The organism is Bradyrhizobium sp. CCBAU 51627 (assembly GCF_028128765.1).
In the GTDB taxonomy this organism is placed as follows: Bacteria; Pseudomonadota; Alphaproteobacteria; order Rhizobiales; family Xanthobacteraceae; genus Bradyrhizobium.
In genome coordinates, this window is record NZ_LBJG01000083.1 from 36937 (window position 1) to 62839 (window position 25903).

Annotated in this window: 28 protein-coding genes; 18 read left to right on the forward strand and 10 right to left on the reverse strand. The window is 62.6% G+C overall.

Annotation, left to right across the window (positions count from 1 at the left end):
* The first annotated feature begins 23 nt into the window (after positions 1-23).
* Positions 24-1196, forward strand: coding sequence for a 4-hydroxybenzoate 3-monooxygenase (gene pobA, locus XH88_RS29225; protein ID WP_271671683.1), 1173 nt, complete (start codon positions 24-26; stop codon positions 1194-1196).
* A gap of 61 nt (positions 1197-1257) precedes the next feature.
* Here pobA and XH88_RS29230 read toward each other — a convergent pair whose 3' ends face one another.
* The 3 genes from XH88_RS29230 to XH88_RS29240 form a co-directional block, all read right to left on the reverse strand.
* Complete coding sequence (locus tag XH88_RS29230) at positions 1258-3408, reverse strand: adenylate/guanylate cyclase domain-containing protein (protein WP_271671684.1); 2151 nt, start codon at positions 3406-3408, stop codon at positions 1258-1260.
* 16 nt (positions 3409-3424) lie between these two features.
* Positions 3425-4084, reverse strand: coding sequence for a hypothetical protein (locus XH88_RS29235; RefSeq protein WP_271671685.1), 660 nt, complete (start codon positions 4082-4084; stop codon positions 3425-3427).
* Between the two features lie 256 nt (positions 4085-4340).
* Positions 4341-5417, reverse strand: a complete 1077-nt coding sequence (locus XH88_RS29240) for an HD domain-containing phosphohydrolase (protein WP_271671686.1) — start codon at positions 5415-5417, stop codon at positions 4341-4343.
* Between the two features lie 288 nt (positions 5418-5705).
* Between XH88_RS29240 and XH88_RS29245 the strand changes: the two genes are divergently transcribed.
* The 12 genes from XH88_RS29245 to XH88_RS29300 all read left to right on the forward strand — a co-directional run bounded on the left by XH88_RS29245 (position 5706) and on the right by XH88_RS29300 (position 17916).
* On the forward strand, positions 5706-6029 hold the full coding sequence (locus tag XH88_RS29245; protein ID WP_271671687.1) for an STAS domain-containing protein: 324 nt from the start codon (positions 5706-5708) through the stop codon (positions 6027-6029).
* Entirely contained in the window at positions 6029-6394 is a 366-nt protein-coding gene (locus XH88_RS29250; RefSeq protein ID WP_092300982.1) for a response regulator, read from the forward strand. Before XH88_RS29245 ends, XH88_RS29250 begins: the two co-directional genes overlap by 1 nt.
* Positions 6391-8493 carry a chemotaxis protein CheA gene (locus tag XH88_RS29255; RefSeq protein ID WP_271671688.1) on the forward strand — a complete coding sequence of 701 codons (2103 nt, stop codon included), beginning with the start codon at positions 6391-6393 and terminating at the stop codon, positions 8491-8493. The genes XH88_RS29250 and XH88_RS29255 overlap by 4 nt, the downstream gene beginning before the upstream one ends.
* The gene (locus tag XH88_RS29260; protein WP_271671689.1) at positions 8493-8954 is read left to right on the forward strand and encodes a chemotaxis protein CheW; all 462 of its coding nucleotides are present in this window, start codon (positions 8493-8495) and stop codon (positions 8952-8954) included. The genes XH88_RS29255 and XH88_RS29260 overlap by 1 nt, the downstream gene beginning before the upstream one ends.
* 41 nt (positions 8955-8995) lie before the next feature.
* The gene (locus XH88_RS29265) at positions 8996-10696 is read left to right on the forward strand and encodes a methyl-accepting chemotaxis protein (protein ID WP_271671690.1); all 1701 of its coding nucleotides are present in this window, start codon (positions 8996-8998) and stop codon (positions 10694-10696) included.
* A gap of 34 nt (positions 10697-10730) precedes the next feature.
* The gene (locus XH88_RS29270; RefSeq protein ID WP_271671691.1) at positions 10731-11213 is read left to right on the forward strand and encodes a chemotaxis protein CheW; all 483 of its coding nucleotides are present in this window, start codon (positions 10731-10733) and stop codon (positions 11211-11213) included.
* 61 nt (positions 11214-11274) lie between these two features.
* A complete protein-coding gene (locus XH88_RS29275) occupies positions 11275-13080 on the forward strand; it encodes a methyl-accepting chemotaxis protein (RefSeq protein WP_271671692.1) in 1806 nt (601 codons plus the stop codon).
* Between the two features lie 132 nt (positions 13081-13212).
* Complete coding sequence (locus XH88_RS29280; protein ID WP_271671693.1) at positions 13213-14067, forward strand: CheR family methyltransferase; 855 nt, start codon at positions 13213-13215, stop codon at positions 14065-14067.
* 17 nt (positions 14068-14084) lie between these two features.
* Complete coding sequence (locus XH88_RS29285; protein WP_271671694.1) at positions 14085-15176, forward strand: protein-glutamate methylesterase/protein-glutamine glutaminase; 1092 nt, start codon at positions 14085-14087, stop codon at positions 15174-15176.
* A 5-nt stretch (positions 15177-15181) separates the two neighbouring features.
* Entirely contained in the window at positions 15182-16903 is a 1722-nt protein-coding gene (locus XH88_RS29290; protein WP_271671695.1) for a chemotaxis protein, read from the forward strand.
* Positions 16904-17053: 150 nt separating this feature from the next.
* The gene (locus XH88_RS29295) at positions 17054-17500 is read left to right on the forward strand and encodes a hypothetical protein (RefSeq protein ID WP_271671696.1); all 447 of its coding nucleotides are present in this window, start codon (positions 17054-17056) and stop codon (positions 17498-17500) included.
* A 125-nt stretch (positions 17501-17625) separates the two neighbouring features.
* Positions 17626-17916: a hypothetical protein gene (locus XH88_RS29300; protein ID WP_271671697.1), complete on the forward strand. Its 291-nt coding sequence runs from the start codon at positions 17626-17628 to the stop codon at positions 17914-17916.
* A gap of 54 nt (positions 17917-17970) precedes the next feature.
* On the opposite strand, the gene XH88_RS29305 is transcribed toward XH88_RS29300, so the two are convergent.
* From XH88_RS29305 to XH88_RS29315, 3 genes are all read right to left on the reverse strand, one after another.
* Positions 17971-18336 (reverse strand): VanZ family protein, encoded by a 366-nt coding sequence (locus tag XH88_RS29305; RefSeq protein WP_271671698.1) that lies wholly within the window; start codon positions 18334-18336, stop codon positions 17971-17973.
* 144 nt (positions 18337-18480) lie between these two features.
* A complete protein-coding gene (locus XH88_RS29310) occupies positions 18481-18732 on the reverse strand; it encodes a hypothetical protein (protein WP_271671699.1) in 252 nt (83 codons plus the stop codon).
* A gap of 227 nt (positions 18733-18959) precedes the next feature.
* Entirely contained in the window at positions 18960-19133 is a 174-nt protein-coding gene (locus XH88_RS29315; RefSeq protein WP_271671700.1) for a hypothetical protein, read from the reverse strand.
* Positions 19134-19596: 463 nt separating this feature from the next.
* On the opposite strand from XH88_RS29315, the gene XH88_RS29320 reads away from it, so the two are divergent.
* On the forward strand, positions 19597-19752 hold the full coding sequence (locus XH88_RS29320; RefSeq protein ID WP_271671701.1) for a hypothetical protein: 156 nt from the start codon (positions 19597-19599) through the stop codon (positions 19750-19752).
* Positions 19753-19894: 142 nt separating this feature from the next.
* The gene (locus XH88_RS29325) at positions 19895-20272 is read left to right on the forward strand and encodes a hypothetical protein (RefSeq protein ID WP_333909274.1); all 378 of its coding nucleotides are present in this window, start codon (positions 19895-19897) and stop codon (positions 20270-20272) included.
* A gap of 293 nt (positions 20273-20565) precedes the next feature.
* Here the strand turns inward: XH88_RS29325 and rfbB are convergent, their stop codons facing one another.
* Entirely contained in the window at positions 20566-21630 is a 1065-nt protein-coding gene (gene rfbB / locus XH88_RS29330; protein WP_271671702.1) for a dTDP-glucose 4,6-dehydratase, read from the reverse strand.
* A 12-nt stretch (positions 21631-21642) separates the two neighbouring features.
* A complete protein-coding gene (gene rfbA, locus XH88_RS29335) occupies positions 21643-22521 on the reverse strand; it encodes a glucose-1-phosphate thymidylyltransferase RfbA (RefSeq protein ID WP_271671703.1) in 879 nt (292 codons plus the stop codon).
* Between the two features lie 86 nt (positions 22522-22607).
* On the opposite strand from rfbA, the gene rfbC reads away from it, so the two are divergent.
* The 3 genes from rfbC (at position 22608) to XH88_RS29350 (ending at position 24593) form a co-directional block, all read left to right on the forward strand.
* Positions 22608-23162 (forward strand): dTDP-4-dehydrorhamnose 3,5-epimerase, encoded by a 555-nt coding sequence (gene rfbC, locus XH88_RS29340; RefSeq protein ID WP_271671704.1) that lies wholly within the window; start codon positions 22608-22610, stop codon positions 23160-23162.
* A 1-nt stretch (position 23163) separates the two neighbouring features.
* Positions 23164-24060, forward strand: a complete 897-nt coding sequence (gene rfbD, locus XH88_RS29345; RefSeq protein WP_271671705.1) for a dTDP-4-dehydrorhamnose reductase — start codon at positions 23164-23166, stop codon at positions 24058-24060.
* A 110-nt stretch (positions 24061-24170) separates the two neighbouring features.
* A complete protein-coding gene (locus XH88_RS29350) occupies positions 24171-24593 on the forward strand; it encodes a hypothetical protein (protein WP_271671706.1) in 423 nt (140 codons plus the stop codon).
* A gap of 9 nt (positions 24594-24602) precedes the next feature.
* Here XH88_RS29350 and XH88_RS29355 read toward each other — a convergent pair whose 3' ends face one another.
* The gene (locus tag XH88_RS29355; RefSeq protein WP_271671707.1) at positions 24603-25337 is read right to left on the reverse strand and encodes a metallophosphoesterase family protein; all 735 of its coding nucleotides are present in this window, start codon (positions 25335-25337) and stop codon (positions 24603-24605) included.
* Positions 25338-25506: 169 nt separating this feature from the next.
* Positions 25507-25782, reverse strand: a complete 276-nt coding sequence (locus tag XH88_RS29360) for a hypothetical protein (protein WP_271671708.1) — start codon at positions 25780-25782, stop codon at positions 25507-25509.
* Between the last annotated feature and the right edge of the window lie 121 nt (positions 25783-25903).

The window sequence follows — 25903 nt, forward strand, 5'->3', positions numbered from 1 at the left end:
AGTGCAGACGGGAGGACGGAAAAATGAAAGTTCAGGTCTGTATCATCGGTGGTGGACCGTCCGGGCTGCTGTTGTCCCAGCTCTTGCACCTGAAGGGCATCGACACGGTCGTGTTGGAAAAATACAGCCGCGACCACGTGCTGGCCCGCATCCGTGCCGGCGTGCTCGAGCACGGCTTCGCCGAACTGATGCGCGAGGCGCAATGCGGCGAGCGGATGGACCGCGAGGGTGAGATCCACAATGGATTCGAGATCGCTCATGATGGCGTGCTCTCCCATATCGATCTGCACAAGCATTCCGGTGGCAATTCGGTGCTGGTCTATGGCCAGACCGAGTTGACGCGCGACCTCTACGAGGCGCGCGACCGTCTCGGCGGCGCTGTGGTGCACAATGCCGAAGACGTGACACCGCATGATCTGACCTCGGATCGGCCCTACGTGACGTATCGGGCAAACGGCGAGACCATCCGCATTGATTGCGACTACATCGTCGGCGCCGACGGCTTCCACGGCGTCAGCCGCAAATCGATCCCGAAGGACGTGCTGCGCGAATATGAGAAGGTCTATCCGTTCGGCTGGTTAGGCGTGCTGTCGCGCACCAAGCCGGTCTCTCCGGAGCTGATCTATGTGAAGCACGAACGTGGTTTCGCGCTCTGCTCGCTGCGCTCACAGGTGCTGAGCCGGTACTACGTCCAGGTGCCCCTCACCGACAAGGTCGAGGACTGGTCGGACGATGCGTTCTGGGCCGAGCTGAAGCGTCGCTTGCCGGACGAGGTCGCCGCGCGACTGATCACCGGTCCCTCGATCGAAAAGAGCATCGCGCCGCTGCGCAGTTTCGTCGCCGAGCCGATGAGCTATGGCCGCCTGTTCCTCGCCGGCGATGCCGCCCACATCGTGCCGCCGACCGGCGCGCGCGGGCTGAACAGTGCAGCGTCCGACATCTATTATCTCTATCACGCGATGCTCGCGCATTATCAGCAAGGCGACGATTCAGGGCTCAAGGGCTATTCCGCCAAGGCGCTGGCGCGGATCTGGAAGGCGCAGCGCTTCTCGTGGTGGATGACGATGATGCTGCATCGCTTCCCCGACCGTTCCGAGTACGAAGACCGGCTCCAGCAGACCGAGCTGGAGTACCTGTTGTCGTCCGAGACGGCACAGCGGTTGCTCGCGGAGAACTATGTGGGGCTGCCGTTCTGAACGGCGGCCTTGCTGTCGCGCTCCTCCAGGGAAGGATACTCCGGGGAAGGAGGCGAGACGGCTACTTTCCTTCCAGCGTGTTTACCGGCGTCCAGTCGGACGGCGGTGGATTGGCCGTCAGTGTCCGCGCACGTCTGGCGAAATATCGCGACGGCGGATCATCGCCGGCGATGCTTTCGAACTGCTCGGCGGCTTTTGCGAAGTCGCGCGCACGCCAGTACGCAAGTCCTTTGGCGTAGTTCGCCGCGCGGATGCCTTGGTCCTGGGTCTCCTGGTCCTTCTCCGCGAGCGGCTCGTACACCCTGATCGGCTCGTCGCGACCGTGCACCCTGACCAGGTCCAGTTCGCGCCAGGCGTAGACGCCGCCGCTCTGGTTCACGGTCATCTCGGACGCCAGGATCACGGTGCCAAAATATTTGTTGGCACCTTCGAGCCGTGAGGCGAGGTTTACGGTGTCACTCATGACGGTGTAGTTGAAGCGTCGGCGCGAGCCGATATTGCCGACCACGGCTTCGCCGCTGTTCAGCCCGATGCGGTGGGCAAGGCCGCGGCCCCGAAACGCGGGATGGCTGTCGTTGAGCTCGTCAAGCCGGTCGCGGCATTGCAGCGCGGCGGCGACCGCGTTCCGGGCGTGATCGGGATCATCGGCCGGCGCACCGAACATCGCGACGATGGAATCGCCGATATACTTGTCGACATAGCCACCATGGCTTTCGATGATGTCGGTCATGGCGGAGAGATATTCGTTCATCAGTGCGACCAGTTCGGCCGGCGTCATCTTCTCGGCAATCGAGGAAAAGCCGCTGAGGTCCGAGAAGAACATGGTGATGTTGCGCATCTCGCCGCCGAGCGCGGGCATCTTGCCGGAGGCGACCATGCTGTCGATCACCTCCGGCGCGAGATAGAACGCAAAGCTCTTGCGCAGGAAGCGCTCCTCGCGGTCGGCGATCACGAAGCGGTAACCGATCATCATTGCGAGGGCTGCAAGGCCTGCAAGCACCGGCTCGGCCAGGGGAAGTGCGATGGCGTGCACGAACATGCCGACAGCCACAGCGGCGTAGACGAGGGTGAGCCCAAGCCAGGTGAGCGCCGCGCCGGTCGGAGCGAGCAGGCAGGCGACAGCGGCAATGATGGCCGCGAACATGATCGTCAGAACAAGCCGCAGCGGGAAGCCGATCTCGGTGATGGCATCATGCTCGAGCAGATTTCGTATGGCCGTGGCATGGACGAAGACGCCGGCGACCGAGCTGCGTGCCGCTCGCGCGGCGCGCGCGGGAGCGGGCAGGGCGCATCGCGCCGCCGGCGTTCCGTCATATCCGCGGCCCAAATGCATTGAGGTGAGCTTGCGATCATCGAAGGTAAGGAGGCTGCCGAGCAACACGATCTTGCCGTCGAAGGCGCGGCGGAAGAAGTCGATATCTGCTTTTTCGACGCAGGCGCGCAAATCGGCGAAGGAATAGGTCGGGATGTCGCGGCCCATGCCGCGGAAGTTGAGCGTGAGCGTGTTGGGGACCGCGCTCGGGATCGCATAGTCCGACAGCTTCGTCACGCCGCTCGGTCCGGTTTCGGGCCTTGCATCGAGCGAGCGTGCCGCGAGTTCGACGGCCATTGTGGGCACCGGCTGTCCCTCGACGGAAAAGCTGAGCGGCATTCGCCGGATCACGTTGTCGGCGTCGGTATGGACGTTGAGGGAGCGGATGTTGTTCCTCACCGCCAACTGTTGCGCGCGATCGGGCCTGTCCGGATGGTCGTTGCTGAGAATCTCGCCGAGCAGGAGCTTGCCGCCGTCGGAGAGCCGCCTGAGTGCGATCAGATAGTCCCGGTCAAATCCTCTCACGCGGCTGCCGAATGACGCATCGCCGAAGGGAATTTCCGACTGCTCGATCGAGCTCGGAAAGATGACGTCGAATCCGATGACCTTGGCGCCGCCATCCGTGATGCTGCCGAGCACCCGCCCGATCTCACGGGTCCAGGTCTGCGTCGGCGACCCCTTGAAGGGCGGGGTCTCGTAGGTCTCCCCGTCAATCGCGACGACGACAACCGGCGATGTCGCGGGGTCGCGGCGGTCGCCAGCCAGCTCCCAGCGCAAAGCCGTGAGTATGTCCAGCGAGAGACCCTGCAGTCTCTGGAGCGGCGGAGACGTGAGAGCCGCGCCAGTGACGAGTGCAATCAGGATCGCCGCAACGATGTCCCGTCTGCCGATCCGCCGCATCGTTGCTGCCGTGGGTCTATTCAAGCCGCAGCAGGCGACCGACGATCGGGGTCGGCGACGCGGTCGCGCTGGCGTCGACCTGGAAGGTGTAGCGCTTGTTTCCGAGCTTCGCGAGATAGCTGCCGCCCGGGGTCAGAGACTTGCCGGCTTTCGAAAGGTCGTAGAATTTTCTGGCGACCATGATGTCGTTCTTGAGCGGAAGTGTGATCGTTGGCTCCTTGCCGTCGGTGCGTTCAATCACCAGCGTGCTGCCGCTCTTGGCCTGGATCAGCGGGGCGACGCCGTAGATCGTCGGCAGTTTGGTGTTGGTATCGGCTCGCATGCTGCGGAACGTGGTTGCTGCGCTCTGGTTCGCCTCGCGCTCGGAGAGTTGGGCGGCGTTGCCATCGCACGGCACCTTGACGCGCTGGACGTTGCCGAGCTGCACCGTGCTCTGCTCCGTGCCGACCAGCACGACGCCTTCGGTGATGGTCTCGCGCAGGCAGGATTTCAGGTAGCTGAGCGTGATACCGGCCTTGGGGCCAAGCTTGATGATCTTGCCGGGCGCCACATAGTCCATGAATTCGATGCCCTCGACCTTGCCCTGCACATCCTCGACGATGGCAGCGGGTGTCTGCGCGACGGCTGGCGCGCTCAGGCAAAGGACGCCCACGATGGCGCCGATCAGGCTTCTCATGATTTTCTTATCCAGTTCGAACGATATGCGACCGATCCTCGCCCCGGCGCGAGCCTAGCAGAAGACGGCCCAAGGAAGTGTGATCAGAATCACTCTTGGTATTGGTGCACCCAAGCAGGAACAGGTTCAAACCGTTGATGGCAGAAAACGGCGGCTCGGCAAACCGTGAATGCATGCGCATATCAGACCGCGGTGGTCTCCGGCGGGCCGCCTTGGTCCGGACGGCTCCCGGCGGTCCTCATATTATGTCCTCATATTATAGAGAGTGCGAGGCAGCCTCTGATTTCTGAAATAGCGTCGTGCTCGGCCGGGCGGCGATGCCCAGCACCTCATCCCAGCGCGACAGAAAGGCCTCGACGCAGGCCGGATCGAACTGCCGTCCCCGGTTCTCGATTAGATGGTCACGCGCCAATTCCAGCGGCATCGGCTCTTTGTATGGTCGTCGCGTCGTCAGGGCGTCGAACACGTCGGCGACCGCGACCACGCGCGCCGCGACCGGGATCTCGTCCGCCTTAAGGCCGTTTGGATAGCCGGTGCCGTCCCAGCGCTCGTGATGGCCCGCGGCAATTTGTGCACCGAGCTGGATCAGCTCGCAGCTGGAATCGGCCAGGATCTTTTCGCCGATCGTCGCATGGGTGCGAATCACGGCCATCTCGTCCTCGGTCAGCTTGCCCGGCTTGAGCAGGATGTCGTCGGGAATGGCGACCTTGCCGACATCGTGCAGCGGGGCGGCCAGATAGATGTCGCGGCAGAGCCGGGCGGGGAGACCGAGCTGTTCGGCGATGATCCGGCTGTAGCGGGCGACCCGGAGCGTGTGCTCGCCGGTGTCGTTGTCGCGGTACTCGACCGCGAGCGCGAGCCGCAGGATGATCTCCTCCTCGCGCTCGCCGAGTTTCCGTGTCGCGGCAGCGACCTCGCTGGCCAGATGCGCAGCGCGATCGTTGAGCTTGCGTACGGCTGCACCAAGCTGAATCAAATTCCGCAAACGCACCGTCATCTCGATGCTCTGCGGTGCCTTGGGCAGGAAATCGGTTGCACCCGCCTGCAGCGCTTCCATCTTGATGTCGTCGGTCTGTCGCGACGTGATCATCGCGATCGGAATATCGGTGCAGGCCGGTAGCGTACGAAGCGCGCGGATGAAGCTGATGCCATCCATGTGCGGCATTTCATAGTCGACAAGCACGAGGTCGAATACGCGCTCGCGCGCGCAAGCCAGCGCCTCGACCGGGTCGAGGAATGTGGTGGCCTCGACGAGGCTTTCCGCTTCGATATGACGTTTCAGGAAGTTGAGGACGGAGCGGCTGTCATCAACCAGAAGCGCTTGGGCCAGCATCGGCGACCGGACTCGTTCGGATGGCGAGGCGTGATCCCAATGAATAGCCCGCGCGATTTAACGCGGAGCAAATGTCCCGCCGCGGCAAACGGCCTCGACGCTGCACGCCATGCATGAGATTTGAGCGGGTCATGCACGTTTGCATGCACGCGCGAAGTTATAAGGATTGTGACCCGTAGTTGTACGGAGCATTCCATTAGGGGTTTGCATACTCTCGGACCCGGATAGTCGTCGTGTGGGATTCGCGCCGTTGGGGGCAGCGGAGCTTCCAGTCAATTTGGGGGGCGAATGTCGTCTGATGTCACTGAGCCGAAGTGGTCCCTACGGCTGCCTGCAGATTGCAGCATCGCTGCGATCCGCAATGTCTACGACCTGATCCGCGAAGCCTTCGGCCGGCAGGACCGACTCGAGATCGATTGCTCAAGCGTCGACAAGGCCGACGTGACCTCGATTCAACTTCTGCTGTCGACCGCCAAGACCGGTGAGGCCCGGGGCCGCCCGGTGGTGCTCACATCGTTCTCCCAGTCTCTGCGCAACACCCTTCGCCGCGCCGGCTTCGCCAGCGAGGCAATGATTGGTCAGCACTTTCCGCAAAAGAAAGATGGCGTCTAATGGCCACGATCCTCACCGTCGACGATTCTCCCAGCATCCGGCAGATGATCAAGGTCGTGCTCGAGCCGGCCGGTCATAGCGTGATCGAGGCCGGTGACGGGGCGCAGGGCCTCGCCAAGGCGCAGGCCGGCAAGCTCGATCTCGTGATCACTGATCTCAATATGCCCGTCATGAACGGGCTGGAGCTGATCAAGGCGCTTCGCAAGCTGCCGAGCGCCGTCGGCATGCCCATCGTGTTCCTGACCACCGAATCCAACGACACGGTGAAGCAGGAAGCCAAGAGCGCCGGGGCCACCGGCTGGATCACAAAGCCGTTCAAGCCCGAGCAACTGCTCGCCGTCGTCGCAAAACTGGTGCGCGCATGAGCGCGATGGACCCGACCGAGATATTCCGACAGGAAGCGAGCGAGCTGTTCGAGGTTCTGGAAGGAGCCCTGCTCGACCTCGGTCAGCGTCCCGACGACCGCGAACTGGTCGATTCCGCGTTTCGCGCCCTGCATACCATCAAGGGCTCCGGCGCCATGTTCGGCTTCGACAAGGTCGCCTCCTTCACCCACGAATTCGAGACTGCCTTCGATCGTGTCCGCAAGGGCGAGATCAGGCCGACCCAGGAGTTGATCTCGGTCGCGCTCGCCGCCAAGGATTATATTCGCGCGCTGATCGAGAATCCGCAGTCGACTGACGATATCATCGGTGAAGCCATCCTCGACGACCTCAAGCGCTTCGTGTCTTCCGACCAGCCCGCTGTGGCGGTCGTCGAGATCGCCGAGGCTCCGCCGCTGGCCCCCGGCGGGAGCAAGCAGGCTGGCTGGCACCTCTTCCTGGAATTCGAATCCCACATCCTGCGCAACGGCTCGAACCCGCTCGATCTGCTGGAAGATCTCTGTAAGCTCGGCCCCTGTTTCGTCGTGCCGATCACCGACGGCGTTCCGTTCCTCGACGAGATGGAACCGGAAGACTGCTATCTGAAGTGGGACGTCAAGCTGCACGCGGCCTGCGACAAGGCCGCGATCGACGACGTCTTCATGTTCGTCTCGGACGAGATGAAGCTGACGCTTTCACCGCTGGAGCATGTCGAAGCACCCGTGCCGGCACCGCTGTTGCAGCTCCTCGACGAGGAGCCCGCCCTGGCGGCCGAGATGCCGGCACCGACCGTCGAGGCTCCCGTTGTCGAGCAGCTCGTCGCAAAGGCGGAGCACGGGCCGCAAGCTCAGCCCGAAGTCAAAGTCGAAGCCAAGACCGAACCTAAGATCGAACCCAAGGCCGAAGCCAAGCGCGACGATCGCGGCATCGCCACCGTCCGCGTTCAGGCCGAGCGCCTCGACGAGCTGATGGACCGGGTCGGCGAGCTCGTGATCGCGCAAGCGCGCCTGACCCAGCTCGCATCCGCGGGTTCGGATCTCTCGATCAAGATGATCGCGGAAGAGATCGAGCGCCTCGCTTCGTCCTTGCGCGACACCACGATGGGCGCCCGCATGGTGCCGATCGGCTCGCTGTTCGGCCGCTTCCGCCGCTTGGTGCACGATCTGTCGCGGGACCTGTCGAAGCCGGTTGAATTCGTCACCTCGGGCGAGGATACCGAGCTCGACAAGACCATGATCGAGTGCCTGGCCGATCCGCTGGTGCACCTGATCCGCAACGCCATCGACCATGGTATCGAAGACACTGCGACCCGTTCCGCCAACGGCAAGTCCGAGCAGGGCCGCATCGAGCTCGCGGCCGTGCATTCCGGTGCGCAGGTGCTCGTCACCGTGAAGGACAACGGTGGGGGCCTTAATACCGCCCGCATCCGCGCCAAGGCCGAAGAGCAGGGCCTGATCGCTCCGGGTGCTGCGCTGTCCGATCACGAGATCCACCAATTCCTGTTCCATCCGGGCTTCTCGACCGCGCAGACCATTTCTGCGCTGTCCGGTCGTGGCGTCGGCATGGACGTGGTCAAGCGCACCATCGAGAACATGCGCGGCTCGATCGACTTGTCGACCCGACCGGGGCAGGGCACCACGGTGACGCTGCGCCTGCCGCTGACGCTCGCCATCATCGAGGGCCTTCTGATCCGCGTCGGCGAAGGCCGTTACATCATTCCGCTGTCGGCCGTGGAGGAGTGCATCGAGCTGACTGCCGAGGACGAGCGGTCCCGCGGGCGCAACTTCCTCAACGTGCGTGGCAACCTCGTGCCCTTCCTCCGCCTGCGCGAGCTCATGTCGTCCTCGGGTACGCCTGATCAGCACCAGAAGACGATCATCATTTCGACCGGCGAAACTCACGTCGGCCTGGTCGCCGACCAGATCATTGGCAACCACCAGACCGTGATCAAGTCGCTCTCCAAGCTGCATTCAGACGTCACGATTTTCTCCGGGGCAACCATTCTCGGCGACGGGACGGCGGCGCTGATCCTGGACGTGGCGCAGCTTATCGCGCTGGCGCAGTCGAAAGTCGAGAAGCAGCATATCAGCGAGGCGGCGTGATGAGCGATGGTTTGGCGACGGAACACCAGGCCGACGCGATGCAGGTCGTGATGATCGGCCTTGGCGAGGAGAAATTCGCACTCGACGCGGGCCTCGTCCGCGAGATCATCGATCCTGTGCCGGTGACCAAGGTTGCGGGCGCCCGGTCCTTCGTTCCAAGCGTGATCAACGTGCGCGGCAACGTCATTCCGCTTGCTGACCTGCGCATCCGCTTCGGCATGCCGCAGCTCGAAGATTCTGCGGATACGCGCATCGTCGTCATTGAGATCGAGCTCGACAACGAGCCCGTCCTGGTCGGCGTCACCGCCGATAAGGTCTACGAGGTCACGGAAATTTCGCAGACCGACGTGCAGCAGACGCCGCGCGTCGGCATGCACTGGAAGCCGGAGTTCATCCGTTTCATCGCGAAGTGGCGTGAACAGTTCGTCATCGTTCCCAACATGGAACGCATCCTGAATTGAGATCATGGCTCCGCGAGGGGCTTAGGGGCAGGGGCTGAAAGATGAGATTTACGGTCAAGGCAAAGCTGGCCAGCGCGTTCGGCTTGGTCATCGTGTTGTCCATGGTCGCCGGCGGCGTCGCCTACATGAAGCTCGGCGACATGATGGCGACTGCCGACAGCATGGTCCTGCGCGCCAAGCGAATGGAGAAGGCGGGCGAGATCGAAAAGCTCATCCTGCTGCAGCTGCGGGCGGAGAAAAACGCCATTCTGGGCAATGATGCCGAGGCCCAACAATTCGCCGCCGACGCCGTCAAGCGCCGCGAGGACGCAATCAAGAGCCGGGATGAAGTCTATGCTCTCGCCAGCGAAGCGGGCAAGAAGCTGCTGGACGGCTTCTCGACGGTCTACGGCAAGATGAACGCCTACCAGGAGGAGACGATCAACCTGGCGAGAACCGACAAGGCGAAAGCGACCGAGCGTTCGATGAACGAAGGCCGCAAGGTTGTCGCGGACGCGCTCGAAGCAATGGGCGCCTATGTGCAAAACACCAAGAAGCAGATGGCCGAGCAAGCCGTCCAGTCGAAGGAAGAAGGCCACCAGGCTCAGCTCATGTTGATGACCCTGATCGGAATCTCGCTTGCGGCTGCGATCGCCGCGGCGCTGTGGATCTCGATCTCGATCAGCCGGGCGCTCGGACGTGCCGTCAGCCTCGCTGGTGCGGTCGCGGGCGGCGACCTCAGCCAGACGATCAATGTCACCAGCAATGACGAGGTCGGCGATCTCGTCAAGTCGCTGAATGGCATGGTCGGGAAGCTCCGGCAAATCGTCGCGGAGGCGCTCACTGCCGCGCAGAACGTCTCGGCCGGCAGCCAGGAGCTCTCCGCAAGCGCCGAGCAGCTCTCGCAGGGCGCGACCGAGCAGGCCTCGTCTGCCGAGGAGGCGTCCTCCTCGATGGAGGAAATGGCCTCGAACGTGAAGCAGAACGCCGATAACGCCAACCAGACCGAGAAGATCGCGGCGCAGTCGGCCAAGGATGCGGAAGTCAGCGGCATCGCCGTCGGCCGAGCGGTCCAGGCGATGCAGACCATCGCCGAGAAAATCACCATCGTGCAGGAGATCGCGCGTCAGACCGATCTGCTCGCCCTGAACGCGGCAGTCGAGGCTGCCCGCGCCGGCGAGCACGGCAAGGGCTTTGCGGTGGTTGCTTCCGAGGTGCGCAAGCTGGCCGAGCGGAGCCAGGCTGCGGCCGCCGACATCGGCACGCTGTCGAGCGAGACCGTGAAGGTCGCGCAGGATGCCGGCAGCATGCTGTCGAAGCTGGTGCCTGACATCAAGAAGACGGCCGAACTGGTCCGGGAAATCACGGCGGCCTGCCGCGAGCAGGACGTCGGTTCGGCCCAGATCAACCAGGCGATCCAGCAGCTCGACAAGGTCGGCCAGCAGAACGCCAGCGCTTCCGAGCAGGTGTCATCGACCTCGGAAGAACTCGCCTCTCAGGCCGAGCAACTCCAGTCGACGATCTCGTTCTTCCGAATCGAGCAAGCCGGCCGTGGCGAGAGCGCTGCCTCCGCGCCGATCGACCGTGCAGTCACCCAGCTCCGCAACAAGGCGGGACAGATGCAGGCGGCCGACCGTGGCGCGAAGAAGCCCGTGCCTGCGCGCAAGCCGGCGCGCGCGATGAAGGTCGCGGGCGCAGGAGGCGGCTTTGCCTTCGACCTGGATGACGGCGAAGACGACCGCGACGCCGAGTTTCAACGCTGAGCACCGCTTAACCCAACTGACCCGGGACTTGGCAATGGCCGCAACCTCTCAATATCTGACGCTCGGGCTCGCCGGCGAGACCTTCGGCATCAGCATCCGCAATGTCCGCGAGATCCTCGACATGCGGCCGATCTCGCGGCTTCCCCACGCGCCGAGCTTCCTGCTCGGGATGATCGACGTGCGCGGCGCGGGCTATCCGATCGTCGACCTCAGGACCAAGCTCGGGCTGCCAAATGTGGCGGCGACCGAAGCGACGCGCATCATCATTCTCGACGTACCGATGCAGGACCGTCTGGTCGGCGTCGGCTTCGTCGCCGATTGCGTGTTCGAAGTGACCGATATCGACGAGCAGGCGATCGAGCCCGTGCCCGATGTGGGCGGCCAATGGCAGTCCGACTATGCCGCCGGAATCGGTCGCAAGGGCGAGAAGTTCGTCGTCATCTTCGATCTGGCCAAGCTGATGGCCCACGACGAGATACCGGAAGGGCGCGGCGCCGATACATCGCGCGCCGCCTGAGTCGACAAGAATAACGCGCGGTCAGGCCCAAGCAAACTCAATTCGAATCAACGAGATCAAGATGAGATTTACCGTCAAAGCCAAACTCGCGAGCGCCTTCGGCATCGTCATCCTACTTTCCATGGTCGCCGGCGGCGTTGCTTATCTGAAGCTCAACGACACGGTGGGCACCACGGGGCACTTGTCGGCGCGGGCGGCTCGTCTTGCCAAAGTCGCCGAGCTTCAGGAGAGCGTTCTGCTCCAGGTGCGAGCCGAGAAGAATGCGATCCTGGCGGCGACTGAGGCCGATCAAAACAACTTTATTGGCCAGATCGGGCAGCTTCGTGAACGCGCCTTGAAGGTCAAGGACGAAGCCTATGTCGGCGCGAGTGAGGCCGGCAAGAAGATGATCGATGCATTCGCGTCGGCCTACGCCCATTCGAATACGGTGCAGGACGAAACGCTCAGGACGGCCAAGCAGGACAAGGCGAGGGCAGCCGAACGCTCGATGAAAGAAGGTCTCGCGGCCACGACGCCCGCGCTGAACGCCGCAAACGACTACATCAATTATGTGAAGAAGCAGATGGCCGAGGAGAGTGAGGCGGCCAAAGTCGAAGGCAGCCAGGCGATCATCACCTTGCTCGCCCTCGTTGCTGCGTCGCTGGTCATTGCCGTCGTCGCCGCGATCTGGATCGCGCTCAACATCAGCCGCTCTCTGACACAGGCCGTCGGCCTGGCGGATGCGGTTGCCCTTGGCGATCTCAGTCACAAGATCGAAGCGTCCAGCAACGACGAGATCGGCGATCTCTTGAAGTCGCTGAGTGCGATGACTGTCAATTTGAACAAGACGGCCGCCGTTGCCAATGCGATCGCGCAGGGCAATCTCACCGTCGAGGCCACGCCACTGTCGGACAAGGATACGCTCGGTCTCGCGCTCGAGCGCATGGTCGAGAAACTTCGGCAAATCGTCTCGGAAGCTCTCACCGCGGCGCAGAACGTCTCGGCCGGCAGCCAGGAGCTCTCGGCCAGTGCCGAGCAGCTCTCGCAGGGAGCGACGGAGCAGGCCTCGTCTGCAGAGGAAGCCTCTTCCTCGATGGAAGAGATGGCCTCCAACGTGAAGCAGAATGCCGACAACGCCAACCAGACCGAGAAGATCGCCGCGCAATCCGCCAAGGATGCGGAAGCGAGCGGAGCGGCGGTGGGACGTGCCGTCAATGCGATGCAGACGATCGCCGAAAAGATCACCATCGTGCAGGAGATCGCGCGGCAGACCGACCTGCTTGCGCTCAACGCAGCCGTCGAAGCCGCGCGTGCCGGCGAGCACGGCAAGGGTTTTGCCGTGGTGGCCTCCGAGGTCCGCAAGCTGGCCGAGCGAAGCCAGGCCGCCGCTGCCGAGATCGGCACGCTGTCAGGCGAAACCGTCAAGGTCGCGCAGGACGCCGGTGCCATGCTGGCCAAGCTCGTCCCCGATATCAAGAAGACCGCGGAGCTGGTCGAGGAGATCACAGCGGCCTGCCGCGAGCAGGACGTCGGCTCGGCCCAGATCAACCAGGCAATCCAGCAACTCGACAAGGTCGGCCAGCAGAACGCCAGCGCCTCCGAGCAGGTGTCCTCGACTTCGGAAGAGCTGGCTTCGCAGGCCGAGCAGCTCCAGGCGACGATCGCCTATTTCCGCATCGAGCAGAGCGGAAAGGAACAGGCGGCAGCGCCGACCGACCGGGCGGTGACCCAGCTCCGCGCCAAGGCAGCGCAGATGGCGGCGGCGGATCGTCCGGCCAGGAAGGTGCAGGCCAAGCCGGCACGTGCGGCGAAGGCGGCCGGCGGTGGTGGTTTTGCCTTCGAGTTGAACGATCGCGAGGACGATCGGGACGCCGAGTTTCAGCGCTAGGAGCGTACGGATCGGCCTGGCCCTCTCGGCCAGACCGACCCGTCTCGGTTACAGCAGACGCGCAGGAATCGAAATGGTCCGTATGGCCCGACATTCAGTGCAGGCGGTCGCTCCGGGCCCAGGTAGGCGGCCATGACGCCTGCCGTTCAGGATATGGCCGTGCATCTGTCGGACCGTCATTTCCGCACCATTGCCGAATTGATCGAGGGCCAGGTCGGAATCAAGCTGCCGCAAGGCAAGCGCTTGATGCTGGAAGGGCGGCTGCACAAGCGTGTGCGCGCGTTGAATTTCTCCGACCTCAACGAGTATGTCGAGAATCTGTTCGAGGCAGATCATTTCGACGTCGAACTCACCCATCTCATCGATGTGGTGACGACCAACAAGACCGATTTCTTCCGCGAGCCACAGCATTTCGAGTTCATGAGGGAGGCCGCCGTCCCAGCGCTACTGAAGTCGCACAAGCGCAGGACCGCCAACCTGAAGATCTGGAGCTCAGCAAGCTCGACCGGCATGGAAGCCTATACCGCGGCCATGGTGCTGGACGACATGACGCGAAGCGGGTCGCGGTTTGAGTTCCGCATCCTCGGCACCGATATCTCGACCGCGGTGCTGCGCCTGGCAAAGACGGCGATCTACAGCCGTGACGTGCTCGCGCCGGTGCCGGAGCATTTCGTCAAGAGATATTTCCTGTCGTCGCGCGACAAATCGCGCGGTGAGGTGCGGGTGGTGCCGGAATTGCGGCGCATGACGCATTTCATGCGGATGAACCTGATGGATTCGTCCTATCCGGTCGATCGGGACGTCGACATGATCTTCTGCCGCAACGTGCTGATCTATTTCGACAAGCCGACGCAGCGGAAGGTGGTCGAGCAGCTCTGCAACCATCTGCGACCGGGTGGCTATTTGCTGGTTGGGCACTCGGAATCCATGATTCACAGCTCCGTTCCGGGTCTGAAGCAAGTTCAGCCAACCATTTTCCAGGTCTGATTGGGGGCACGCTCAACATGCCCAAGGAAAACGTTCGGGTGCTGATCGTGGATGACTCGGCCTCGGTCCGCCAAATCCTTCAGACCATTCTCAATGAGGATCCTGATATCGAGGTGATGGCGACGGCGTCCGATCCGTTCGTGGCGGCGCGGCGCCTGCAGGACGAAATCCCTGATGTCATGATCCTTGACCTCGAGATGCCGCGCATGGACGGAATGACGTTCCTGCGCAAGATCATGGCGCAACGCCCGATCCCGGTGATCATCTGCTCCTCGCTCACCGAGGAAGGGTCGAACGTGATGTTCGAGGCGTTCGAGGCGGGCGCCGTCGACATCGTGCCGAAGCCGAAGATCGATACGCGGCAGGCGCTGCTCGAATGCTCCACGCGACTACGTGAATCCGTGAAGTCGGCGGCGCGCGCACGGGTACGGCCGCGCACGGAACGACGGGTGATCGAGAAGAAGCTGACGGCCGACGCCATCATCCCGCCGCCGGTGCAGGGTAAGGTCCGGCCGGCAACCGAAGGCATCGTCTGCATCGGTGCATCGACCGGCGGTACGGAAGCGCTCAATGACGTTCTGGAGATGCTGCCGGCGAACTGCCCTCCCATTCTGATCGTCCAGCATATGCCGGCGGGCTTCACGGCCGCTTTCGCCAGGCGTCTCGACAGCATTTGCCAGATCCGCGTCAAGGAGGCGGAGGATCGTGAGCCGGTGTTGCCAGGCTGCGCGTATATCGCGCCGGGCGCTCGCCACATGCTGCTCCAGCGCATCGGTCTGCGCTATCAGGTCGCGATCAAGGATGGCCCGCCGGTCTCGCGCCATCGCCCTTCCGTCGACGTGCTGTTTCGCTCCGCGGCCCAGCATGCCGGCGCCAACGCGCTCGGGATCATCATGACGGGCATGGGCGATGACGGCGCGCGCGGCATGCTGGAGATGCGCAAGCTCGGTGCCTCGACCCGGGCGCAGGACGAGGAGAGCTGCGTGGTGTTCGGCATGCCCAAGGAAGCCATCGCGCATGGCGGGGTCGAGAAGGTGGTTGCGCTGCATCACATTCCGCGCGAGATCATGCACTGGTACCAGGCCGGGCACGCGGCGGCGGCGGGCTGATCGCGATGGCTGCCACTCCCGCCAGCATGCTGAGTGATGAGATCGCCGCGGTCGAGGACGTCTCGTCGCGCATCGAGGATGTATTTGCGCGCGTCGGCCACGAACTTGGTCGCGGCCACATCATCTTCAAGGAGCTGAATCAGGGTCTTGCGTCTCTTTCCAGGGAACTCTCCGGCGCCGAGATCGAGGGAGCCGCAACTGCGCTGCAGGAGATCGCGGCGCGGCTGAGTGAGCTGGCGCGGGCGCTGCCGGCCGAGAGTGCGCTGCTCGCGATGATCGGCAAGAACACGACCGAGGCGTCTGCGCTGCTGAAACCTCTGTTCAAGCATATCCAGATGATCACCATCATCGCGCGCAGCGCGCGGATCGAGGCGGCGTCGCTCGACGGCGATCGCGAGGGTTTTCTCGCTTTCACTCAGGAAGCCTACGACCTCGGCAAGGCCGTGCAGACGTCGATCGAGGGTTGCGCGCGGGATCAGCAGCGTCTGTCGGAAGCGGTCGCTGCCGCATCCGGTCGGCAGAAGCAGTTCGAGAGCCGCTACGGCGATCTGCTGGCCGCGCAAAGCGCCGAACTCGGTGCGGCCTATTCCGGCCTGCACGACCAGCGCAGCAAGAGCAGCCACCTCGCCGATCTCGCGAGCGGCAGTACGCGAAAGATCGCCGAGGCGGTCGGCGGCGCAATCATTTCCTTGCAGGCCGGTGACAGCGCGCGGCAACGCCTGGAACATGTCTGTCATGGCCTGCGCCTTTCGTCCGGCTCGGAGCCGAGTCTCGTTCCGGGACCGCTCGCAAGCGAAGACGGCGCGCATGCGATCCGCCGGCTGCAGGCGGCACAGCTCAGGGATGCCCAAGGCGAGTTCGGCGGCGATATCGGCCAGATCATCCGGGCGCTGTCGGCGATCCTGAATGATGCAGGGAACGTCGTCGGACACGGCCGCTCGCTGTTCGGCGGCGAAGACGGCTCCTCGTCATCGTTCCTGAATCGCGTCAAGCAGACGTTGGCCCAGGCATCGACCCTGATCGCCACCTGCGAGAGCGCCGGCCGCTCGGTCGACGAGGCGCTGGCGGTCGTCGAGGATACGCTGGCGAAATTCCGCCAGGCCATTGCGGGCCTGGCCGAAGCCACGGTCGATATCACGCTGATCGGCATGAACGCAGGCCTCAAGGCGAGCCATCTCGGCAGCCGCGGTAGCGCCTTCGTCGTCATCGCCAACGAGCTCAAGGCGACCGCCGACCAGGTCTCGGCCGGCGCCGGACGCCTGCGGCCGGTCCTCGATGACATCGAGCGCTCCGCCAACGAATTGAAGCATCTCCGCGTCCAGGGCGATCCCGCTCAGCTCGCCAACCTCGAGCCGCAGATCCTCCAGGCGCTGCGCGAGGTCGAGGCCGGCAACGAGCGACTCGGCAAGTTGATGAACCGGCTCGTCGATGAAGGCGCGGAGTTCGAAGGCCTGTTGAATTCGGCGCAAGGCCTGATGAGCTCGCTCGATGGGAGTTCCGCGAGCTTGCCTGCCGTCGCTGCGCGGCTCGAGGCCGCAAGTGCAGACGCGCGTCGACCGCAGGCGCAGGATGAGGCACTGCTCGACGATCTCTTTGCGCGCTACACGATGGAGCGCGAGCGCAACGTTCATCGGGAATTTCTGCAATCCCTCGGGCTTGCATCGACCGCTGCCGCGCGTCCGGTCGAGCCGATCGAGGCGGCGGATGACGGCATAGAACTATTTTGAGTTTGCCGCCGAAGTCGCCGGTGCAGCGACGGCAATTTGACGAATTGATTTTGCCGGGCGTTAACCTTGGCCGAATGCGCGCCGCATCGGTCATTGTCGCGCCCCAGAGTTGGTCGCAAATAGGTTTGCAATTTGCGACGGATATTCTTCATGCTGAGAGACGGCAAATACGTGGCCTGGTTCAGGACCGCGCGCGCTCAGGGCACGGGCCTTGTGGAGTTGGTCGACGGACGGATCTCTGGCAGCGACAGCTTCTTCACCTATGGCGGCTCCTATCAGGTCGATCAGCAGCGTTTCACGGCCGTCCTCACCGTGAAGCGGCATACCGAGGGCAGCCCGAGCGTGTTCGGCCCTGATGAAGTCGAGGTCGATCTGTCCGGCACAAGCAGCGGCGCAATGGCGATATGCTCGGGCATGGCAAGGCAGGCGCCCGAAATCGGCTTCGAGGCGACGCTGATCTACAGCCAAGATGAAGTCGTTCCAGCCGGCCCCAAACGCGGGATCGTGAGGCTCAACGCCGACAAGTTGCCCAAGGGGATCGACGGCCGCTCGCGGCCGCGGCCTCCATTCGCGCCCTCCAGGCCTCCCGCGTCCTGATGATCCCGCGCCTTAGCTTTGCGTTGACGCTGTTGTCGCGAAAGCATGTGGCGACCGCACTGCGGCAAGTTTGCTTTTAGATGTGGAATCTAGGTTGAGGCCCATAACAAAAGGCGGACAGGGACATGCCTCAGATCTGGATGACATATGACGAATTCGCGACACTCAGCGGCTGTAGCGCCGCTGAAGCCAGGGCGAAGGCCCTGCATCTGTCGCTCGATCGCCGCAAGAGCCGCGATGGAAACACCCGCGTCAAGCTGAATCCCGCCTTGATGGCGCGGTTTTACGAGACCCTTCGCGAGACCGAGTTCGATCTCGACCGTGCGATCACGGCTCTCCGCGAAACCCATCGGCAGATGTCCGGGAGCATCGCGGCCAATCCGGGCAGCCAACTGCGCGCTCAGGTGGCGAAGTAGGCAGTTGGACTGATCCGCATATCGCCTCGACGACGCGATCGGGCGCAGCTCACGTCAGGACGGCGGCCTCGGAAGAAAGGCCAGAATTGTCTGGGCGAGGATGACTCCGACGGTGCCGCCGGCCGCCTTTTGCAGCACATCCATGAGTGCTGGATCGCGGTCGGGCGTCAACGCCTGCAATAGCTCGAGGCTGACTGCGACGGCGACTACGAGCGTGCAAGTCAGCCCGAGGCGTCCCGGCAGCAGGAAGGAGAGCAGGAATCCCAGCAGTGCGTAGGCGCTGAATCGTTCGATCACGACGACCCAATACGCCTCGGCATGGCCCACGAGGACCGGTCTGCCCGCCAGCTTGGCAAGCGTGGCATAGACGATGAGACCGAGGCAGACGGCCGCTGCTGCGATGAGATGGTTCCGGCGCATCTTGGCATCATAGCTGCTCGGCCAGGGCGCCGCTCCCGAAAGCCGAGAACATCGTTAAAACGCGTAGATCTGAACGGTGCGTTCCGGACAAATGGTTTCGTGCCTGACCGGACTTGCTGTTGCGCCGTCCGCTAGGCGCGAGGTTCAACGCCGGTTGTAGGACCAGCCCTTGTCGACATCGGTCGGGTAGCGCGCCGCGAAATACGGATTCTTCAGGCAGTTGTGCGCCGGATCATAGATCCAGTCGGCGCATTCGCGAAAATTCAGGAATCTGCAGTCGAAGCCAAATGCGCACCACGGCGCTCCGTTCGGAAATCCGAACCGCACTGGAACCTGCGCTGAGGCCATCGAGGGCAAAGTCAGAAGCAATGCTACGCCGAGGGCACGGGACAACATGTGCAATCCTCCAACAGGCCATGACGCGGATAGCGAGGCAAATTGTGCGACCGTTCTCCGCAAGGCGGGACAGTGTCCAATCATCGTCGCCGGATAGTTTAACATCGGCGCGTGGCGAGATCGAGAGCGTTGAGGCGTCCGGATGCGCCGTACCGCGGCAGCTGGCTGTCCCTGCCGGCGGGAGGCGCACAGGTCCGCGGATTGTCGCGGCAGACTTGCGTCTGGCGTTAATTCTTCTTGGAAGCGCGGGACTTGAGCGACAGCCCGAGGCGCAGGGCCATGCGCTTGATCGCATCGGGCGAGCGCCCGAGCTGTTTTGCCGCTTCTTCGACTGACGTCGAAGATTTGGCCAGCTCCATGAGCCGGCGGTCTTCCTTGAACGACCAGGGCTTGCGTGCCATAACCGAAATGATCCTCTCGCATCGTCACAACAACAAAGCCGCCCAGCGGACCCAGGTCGCTCGACGGCTTTGCTCGGGTGGGGCCGGGCCTTGGGGGAGCCCGGTGCGAAGATGGATATGCGATCGGTGAGACTTCGCAACAAACAACGCGGATTAAGCTAACCTCTCAACCTTACCGGGACAAAATCGGCCGCAACGCTCCGTATGAGTCCGGGGTTTTGCTGCTCTGCGGGCCGTGCCGGGCCGATACCGGCCCGCGATCGAGGGATTGGCTTGCCGTCACGTCCAGGTCCCGCTTCGTGCTCGGCAAGGAAATACAGAGGCGGATTCAAAGTCGGTTGAAGAATGATGCTGTGGCGGCACGCATCGAGCAGCAAGAATTTCCTGAGTGGATGCGTCACGAGTTCGTCGAATTCGTTCGGCTATGATCGCGCAAACAATACGAACAGATCAGAAGATCGAGATGCTTCAAAAAGCGCTGTCAGCCATGCCTCTCGCAAAGATAAGAGAGCGAGCCTACGAAGGAATCTTCTTCAGCGTTGCTCTGATCGCAATGGCGGGGTGGGTCTATTTCATTGTTCTGTCGTCGGTGAGATTCTTCTTCTGGTTCGTCGGTTGATTCGCGCGAGCAGGGCAGAGCCGGATGCTGCCCAAAAATTCGCGCCCTTGAGCACAAAATCAGCGACCGTCATCACGATCTCGACACAACTCGAAGCTGAGATCGTTGCGTCAAAAGGAGACCGCCGCGAGGAGAGCTCGCGGTGGCGGTGACCTTCATGCGGGTGTTTGAGTGGGATTTGCGATCGTCGTCGGGAAACGCTGGCGGCCCGTCGACACCAAAGAGGTTTGGCATGACTTGTTTCAAGGACAACAATGCGCCGCGGCGGTACTTTGTCGATGCGGTCGGCAAGCGCGTTCTGATCGGTCTTACGCCCGAGGAGACCTTTGAGTTCGAGCGGCTCGACAGCAAACCGGACGGCGGTCGAACTGAGGCAATGCGGGTCGAGCACGGTTGCCGGCCTGCTCCCGACGAGGAACGCTGGCTGGAGCTATATGCCAAGCATGAAGGCGCGTGGAAACTCTGGATGACGCAGAGCCGCGTCGATGGGCCTGATTTTGCGTCTACGACCGGAGCTTAGGTCCACTCTGCGAAGCCAGGTGGCGCAGGAAAGAGTTTCGCCAGTCTGTCCAGCCCCATTCCCCGCACCCTCGCGTCCAGGGCATGCCGGGCGATGACGTGCCTGAACTTCCATTCGGGGCCGGAAAATTGATCCGCGTCCCAGACCTGCGGCTTGGGACGTCCGTCCAGGCCGCGAATCCAGACCAAGAAGCATTCGTCCATCCGCTTGCATATCCCTTTTGCGGTTCGACCTCGCCGGCCGGGCGCCAATGTCTTGCGGGACCACAGGATCGCGAATGGCCGACCGATTCCCTATCCCAAGCCGATGCGCTTCTGCTGATAACCGCGGTCGAGAATGGCTTGCCACCAATTCCGGTTTTCGAAGAACCAGCGAACCGTCTTGGCCAAGCCGCTTTCGAAATTCTCGTCAGCGCGCCATCCGAGTTCGCGCTCGAGCTTCGAGGCGTCGATGGCGTAGCGGCGATCGTGGCCGGGGCGGTCGGCGACAAAGGAGATAAGGCCCCGCCGGGAGCCCGCCGGGCGTGGCGACATTTCGTCGAGCAGGTTGCAAATGCCTTCCACAACGTGCAGGTTGGTACGCTCGTTTCGACCGCCGACATTGTACGTCTCGCCGATCGCACCGCGCTCAAGAACGAGGGCGAGCGCCTTGGCGTGATCCTCGACGTAGAGCCAGTCGCGGATGTTCTGTCCGTCGCCGTAGACCGGCAGCGGCTCTCCGGCGAGGCCCTTGATGATGATGTGAGGAATGAGCTTCTCGGGAAAGTGATAGGGGCCGTAATTGTTCGAGCAGTTCGTCACCATCGTCGGAAGGTCGTAGGTCTCACGCCAGGCGCGGACCAGATGGTCGGACGACGCCTTGCTCGCAGAGTAGGGCGAATTGGGCGAATAGGACGTGGTCTCGGTGAAATAACCGTCCTTGCCGAGCGAGCCGAACACCTCGTCGGTGGAGATGTGGAGGAAGCGGAACTGCGCGCGCTGGTCCGGGCTCAACGTTCTCCAATATCGCAGCGCTTCTTGCAGTAGCGTGAACGTGCCGACGATGTTGGTCTGGATGAATTCGCCGGGACCGTCGATCGAGCGATCGACATGGCTCTCTGCCGCGAGGTTCATCACCGCGGCGGGCTGGTATTTCTCGAACAGCTTGCGAAGCGACGTGGCCTCGCAAATGCATTGCTTCTCGAATGCATAACGCGGGTTCGCCTCGGCGTCGGGGATCGAATCTAGATTGGCCGCATAGGTCAGCTTGTCGATGTTGACGACGCGCGCCTGCGTGTCACGGAGAAGATGACGCACGACTGCGGAGCCAATGAAACCCGCACCGCCCGTGACGAAGATCGTGGAGCCTTTGAAACGCATGAATGATCTGCCTCAGTCGTGAGCGAACGAACGGGCCACCGATTGCAGATACTGGCCGTAGCTGCTCTTGGCGGTCTTCTCGGCGACCTTCGCGAAGGCTTCGAGAGAGATGTAGCCGCGCCGCAGGGCAATTTCCTCCGGGCAGGCGATGCGCAATCCCTGGCGCTGTTCCAGGATCTGCACGAAATGACTGGCTTCGACCAGAGATGCGTGCGTGCCGGTGTCGAGCCAGGCAAACCCGCGTCCGAGCACTTCGACGAACAGGTCGCCGCGGGCGAGGTAGGCGTTGTTTACGTCGGTGATCTCGATTTCGCCGCGCGCGGAAGGTTTGATCTCTGCCGCGATGTCGACGACGCTGTTGTCGTAGAAATAAAGGCCAGTCACGGCCACGTTCGACTTCGGTTTCTTGGGCTTCTCCTCGATCGAGCGCGCGCGGCCGTCAGCGCCGAGCTCGACCACGCCGTATTGTTCGGGTGAGTTGACGACATAGCCGAAGATGGTGGCGCCGCTCGTGCGTGCCGCCGCCTTGCCGAGCATTTCCGGAAGTCCGTGGCCGTAGAAGATGTTGTCTCCGAGAACCAGGGCAACGGAATCCGACCCGACGAATTCGCGGCCAACGATGAAGGCGTCGGCAAGACCACGAGGAGTCTCCTGGGTGGCGTAGGAGAAGTTGACGCCGATCTCGTCTCCATCGCCGAGCAAGCGCTGAAACAGCGGCTTGTCCTGCGGCGTCGAGATGATGAGAATGTCGCGAATTCCCGCCAGCATCAATGTCGAGAGCGGATAGTAGATCATCGGTTTGTCAAAAACCGGAAGCAGTTGCTTCGACACCACTGTCGTGACGGGATAAAGGCGCGAGCCAGTTCCGCCAGCGAGTATGATTCCTTTCATTCGGTCCCTCTGGTTTACCAACCTGTAAATATCAGATAGTGTGCGCTGCACAAGATCGTTATGTGCGCGGAGCTGAAGTCGCTGGAATGAACGTTATCAAGACAGATCTGCCCGAAGTTTTGATCATCGAGCCGAAGCTCTTCGGTGATCAACGCGGCTTTTTCTTGGAGACCTATCAATTCGAGCGCTATGCGCAGAGCGGGGTTACGCGACCGTTCGTTCAAGACAATCTGTCACGCTCGCGTCATGGAGTGTTGCGCGGGCTGCATCTCCAGAATCCTTTCACGCAAGGCAAGCTGGTGTCGGCGCTGCGCGGCCGCGTTTTGGATGTTGCCGTCGATGTTCGCATCGGCAGCCCAAATTTTGGGCGTCATGTTGCTGTCGAATTGAGTGAGGACAACCACCGGCAATTGTGGGTTCCTCGCGGTTTCGCGCATGGCTTTGCGGTTCTCTCCGAGACCGCCGACTTCTTCTATAAATGCGACGCGCTCTATAGTCCGAAGGATGAGATCTCTATTCGATGGAACGATCCTGCGATCGGCATCGACTGGGGTCTCGCGGATCCGTCGCTGTCGCCCAAGGATACCGACGCGCCGTTGCTTGCAGATGTGAAGAATCTCCCGCGTTACGGGGAGATCTGACATGAGAATCCTGCTGACGGGCTCTGCAGGGCAGGTGGGCGGAGCGCTGCTTCCGCTGCTTCGCGAGCGGGCCGATGTCGTTGCGCCGTTGCGCGACCAGTTCGACCTGTCGCGGCCGGACCAGCTTGCAGACAAGCTTGAAACGATCAAGCCGGATCTGATCGTCAATCCCGCGGCTTATACCGCTGTCGATCGTGCCGAAGACGAGCGAGAGCTCGCTTTTCGGATCAATGCGGAGTCCCCCAGAGCGATCGCCCAATGGGCCGCGCCGCGCGGCGTGCCGCTGGTGCATTTCTCGACAGATTATGTTTTCGATGGCTCCGGCGATCGTGCCTGGCACGAGGACAGCACGCCGGCTCCGCTCTCGGTCTATGGTCAAAGCAAGCTCGCCGGCGATCTGGCCATTGCCGAAGCCGGTGCCTTGCATGTGATCGCACGCACCTCATGGGTGTACGCTGCAACCGGTACGAATTTTCTCAAGACAATCGTGCGGCTGGCTGGAGAACGCGAGCAGTTGCGGATCGTTGTCGACCAGATCGGTGCGCCGACGACAGCGAATGCGATTTCACAAGCGGTGGTTGCAATGCTGCCATGGAGCGACGACGGCCTCGGCAAGGCCTTCGAGCAGCGAAGCGGCGTTGTCAATCTCGTCTGCGCAGGCGAGACCAGCTGGCACGGCTTTGCGACTGCGATCGTCGCCGGGCTGCGGTCGCGGGGCGCGAAATTCGCCGTGAAGGAAATCGTTCCAATCCGCTCTGACGAATTTCCGGTCAAGGCGAAGCGGCCGTCCAATTCCCGCCTCGATCTGAGGCGGCTGCGCGAGCGCTTCGGAATCACGCCGCCGAGCTGGCAGCAGGCGCTCGATCGCGAGCTGGATGCACTTCGGGCGACGATGTAAACGCCGGTTCACAAGGCGGAATCGGAGCGCAACGTTTCGCGGCCTTTAACCTTTGTTAACCATCCAGGGCCCATTTTCCGGTCCTGGCGCCTCGAACCGGAAATGCACGCATGTTTCAGCTCTTCTTGCGGGCCCGCACGCATAATTTCCTGAAAGACCGTTTCGGCGGAGAGCAGACATTCCGTGCCCGCTCGCCCGAACGCGACGCGGAAACCGATCGAACGCGCATTGAAGCGATCATGGTCGCGGTCGAGAACGCGCTGAATGCCGCGGAGCGGGAACAATCCGGCCTGAACCGCCGGGTGGAAGACGTGCTGGCGCGCGCCGCCGTGACCATCGGCAACGGCGATGACGAATATCTCGAGCGCGAGGCGCTGGATAATCACCACCAGGATCTGTTCGACAAGGAAATCCTGAACGGCCAGCGCAGACTCAAGGAGCTCGGCGCCTCGATCGCCCATTTCAAGTTCCTGAAGGCGGCGATCCTCAGCCGATTCCCCGAATACCGGCCGTCGGCGAGCCAGACCAACTGAGGCGCCTCGCTAGATCGCGAGCATGCTGTTGCCCTGAATCGACAGCAGCGTCAGGTTGCCGGTGGCATAGGCTCCGGTATCGATATTGGCGCGATTCTCGAGCAGCTCGGCCTGCCGCACCGGCGTATGGCCGTGCACGACGTATTTCCCGAAACGCTTCTTGCTCTGGAGAAATTCGTCCCTGATCCACAGCAGATCCTGCTCGCGCTGTTCGGACAGTGGGATGCCCGGACGAACGCCCGCATGCACGAAGAAAAAGTCGCCGCATGTGAATGTAGGCCGCAATTGCCGCAGGAACGCGATATGCTGAGGCGGCATCGCAGACGTGAGCTCGCGCACGAGATCGGACTGTTCGTCCTTGCTGAGGTCCGGCGGCGCCGAGATTCCATAGGACATCAAGGTCTGGATGCCGCCGAACTGAAACCAGTCGGCGGTGCGCGAGGGATCGTCCAGCACCGAGCTGAAATAGGCCTCGTGATTGCCCTTGAGAAAGACCGTGTTGCGGTGGCGGCTGCGGCCGATCAGGAGATCCAGGGTACGACGCGAGTCCGGTCCGCGATCGATGTAGTCGCCGAGAAAGACCTCGATTGCGCGATACGGCCGGCTGTTCGCCATGTCGGCATCGATGACGGCGAACATCTGCTCGAGCAGATGCGCGCAGCCGTGAATGTCGCTGAGGGCGTAGATGCGCACGCCGTTCGGCAGCTTAGGCCGGGGCGAATTTTGAGTCGCGGTCATGACCATGAGGTGCAACTCTTTCAGAGTGCTTCGCCCGGGATGTCAATATGCTATCGGCGAAATCGGGTCATCACGAGCCGCTTTTTTCCCCATTCATGCGATGTGGACGCTCGTTCGTGCGTCCGCTCGATCAACCGTGGTTGTTGGACCTTGTTTCGACGCGCGCGGGCGTGGCTTAGCCGAAGCTGCCGTCGAATGATGGCGCGGCCGGTCCGCGACGGTTTGTCGCTCGCGCCCGCACCAGGAGCGCGCCGCAGAAATAGCCGAGCTGGAGCGCTGCCGAAAACACGAGGATCATGCCGAGAATGTGAGCTGATCCATGTCCTTGCCAGGCTGATACCAGCCCCAGCATCGTCGCACCGAGAACGATCGCCGGAGGCACGATAAAGATTCGGAAGCGGCCTCCCAGCAACGATCCGATCAGCAAAGCGAAAACGATTACGGTACTCACGGCACAGCTCCCCAAACGGCCATGAGTGTTAATGGGGCCGACCTAATGACGGCTTAAGCGACAGGGTTGAATATCCGTTCAAATGCACGCGATGTGATGCGCCGGAATAGCGCGCATGGCG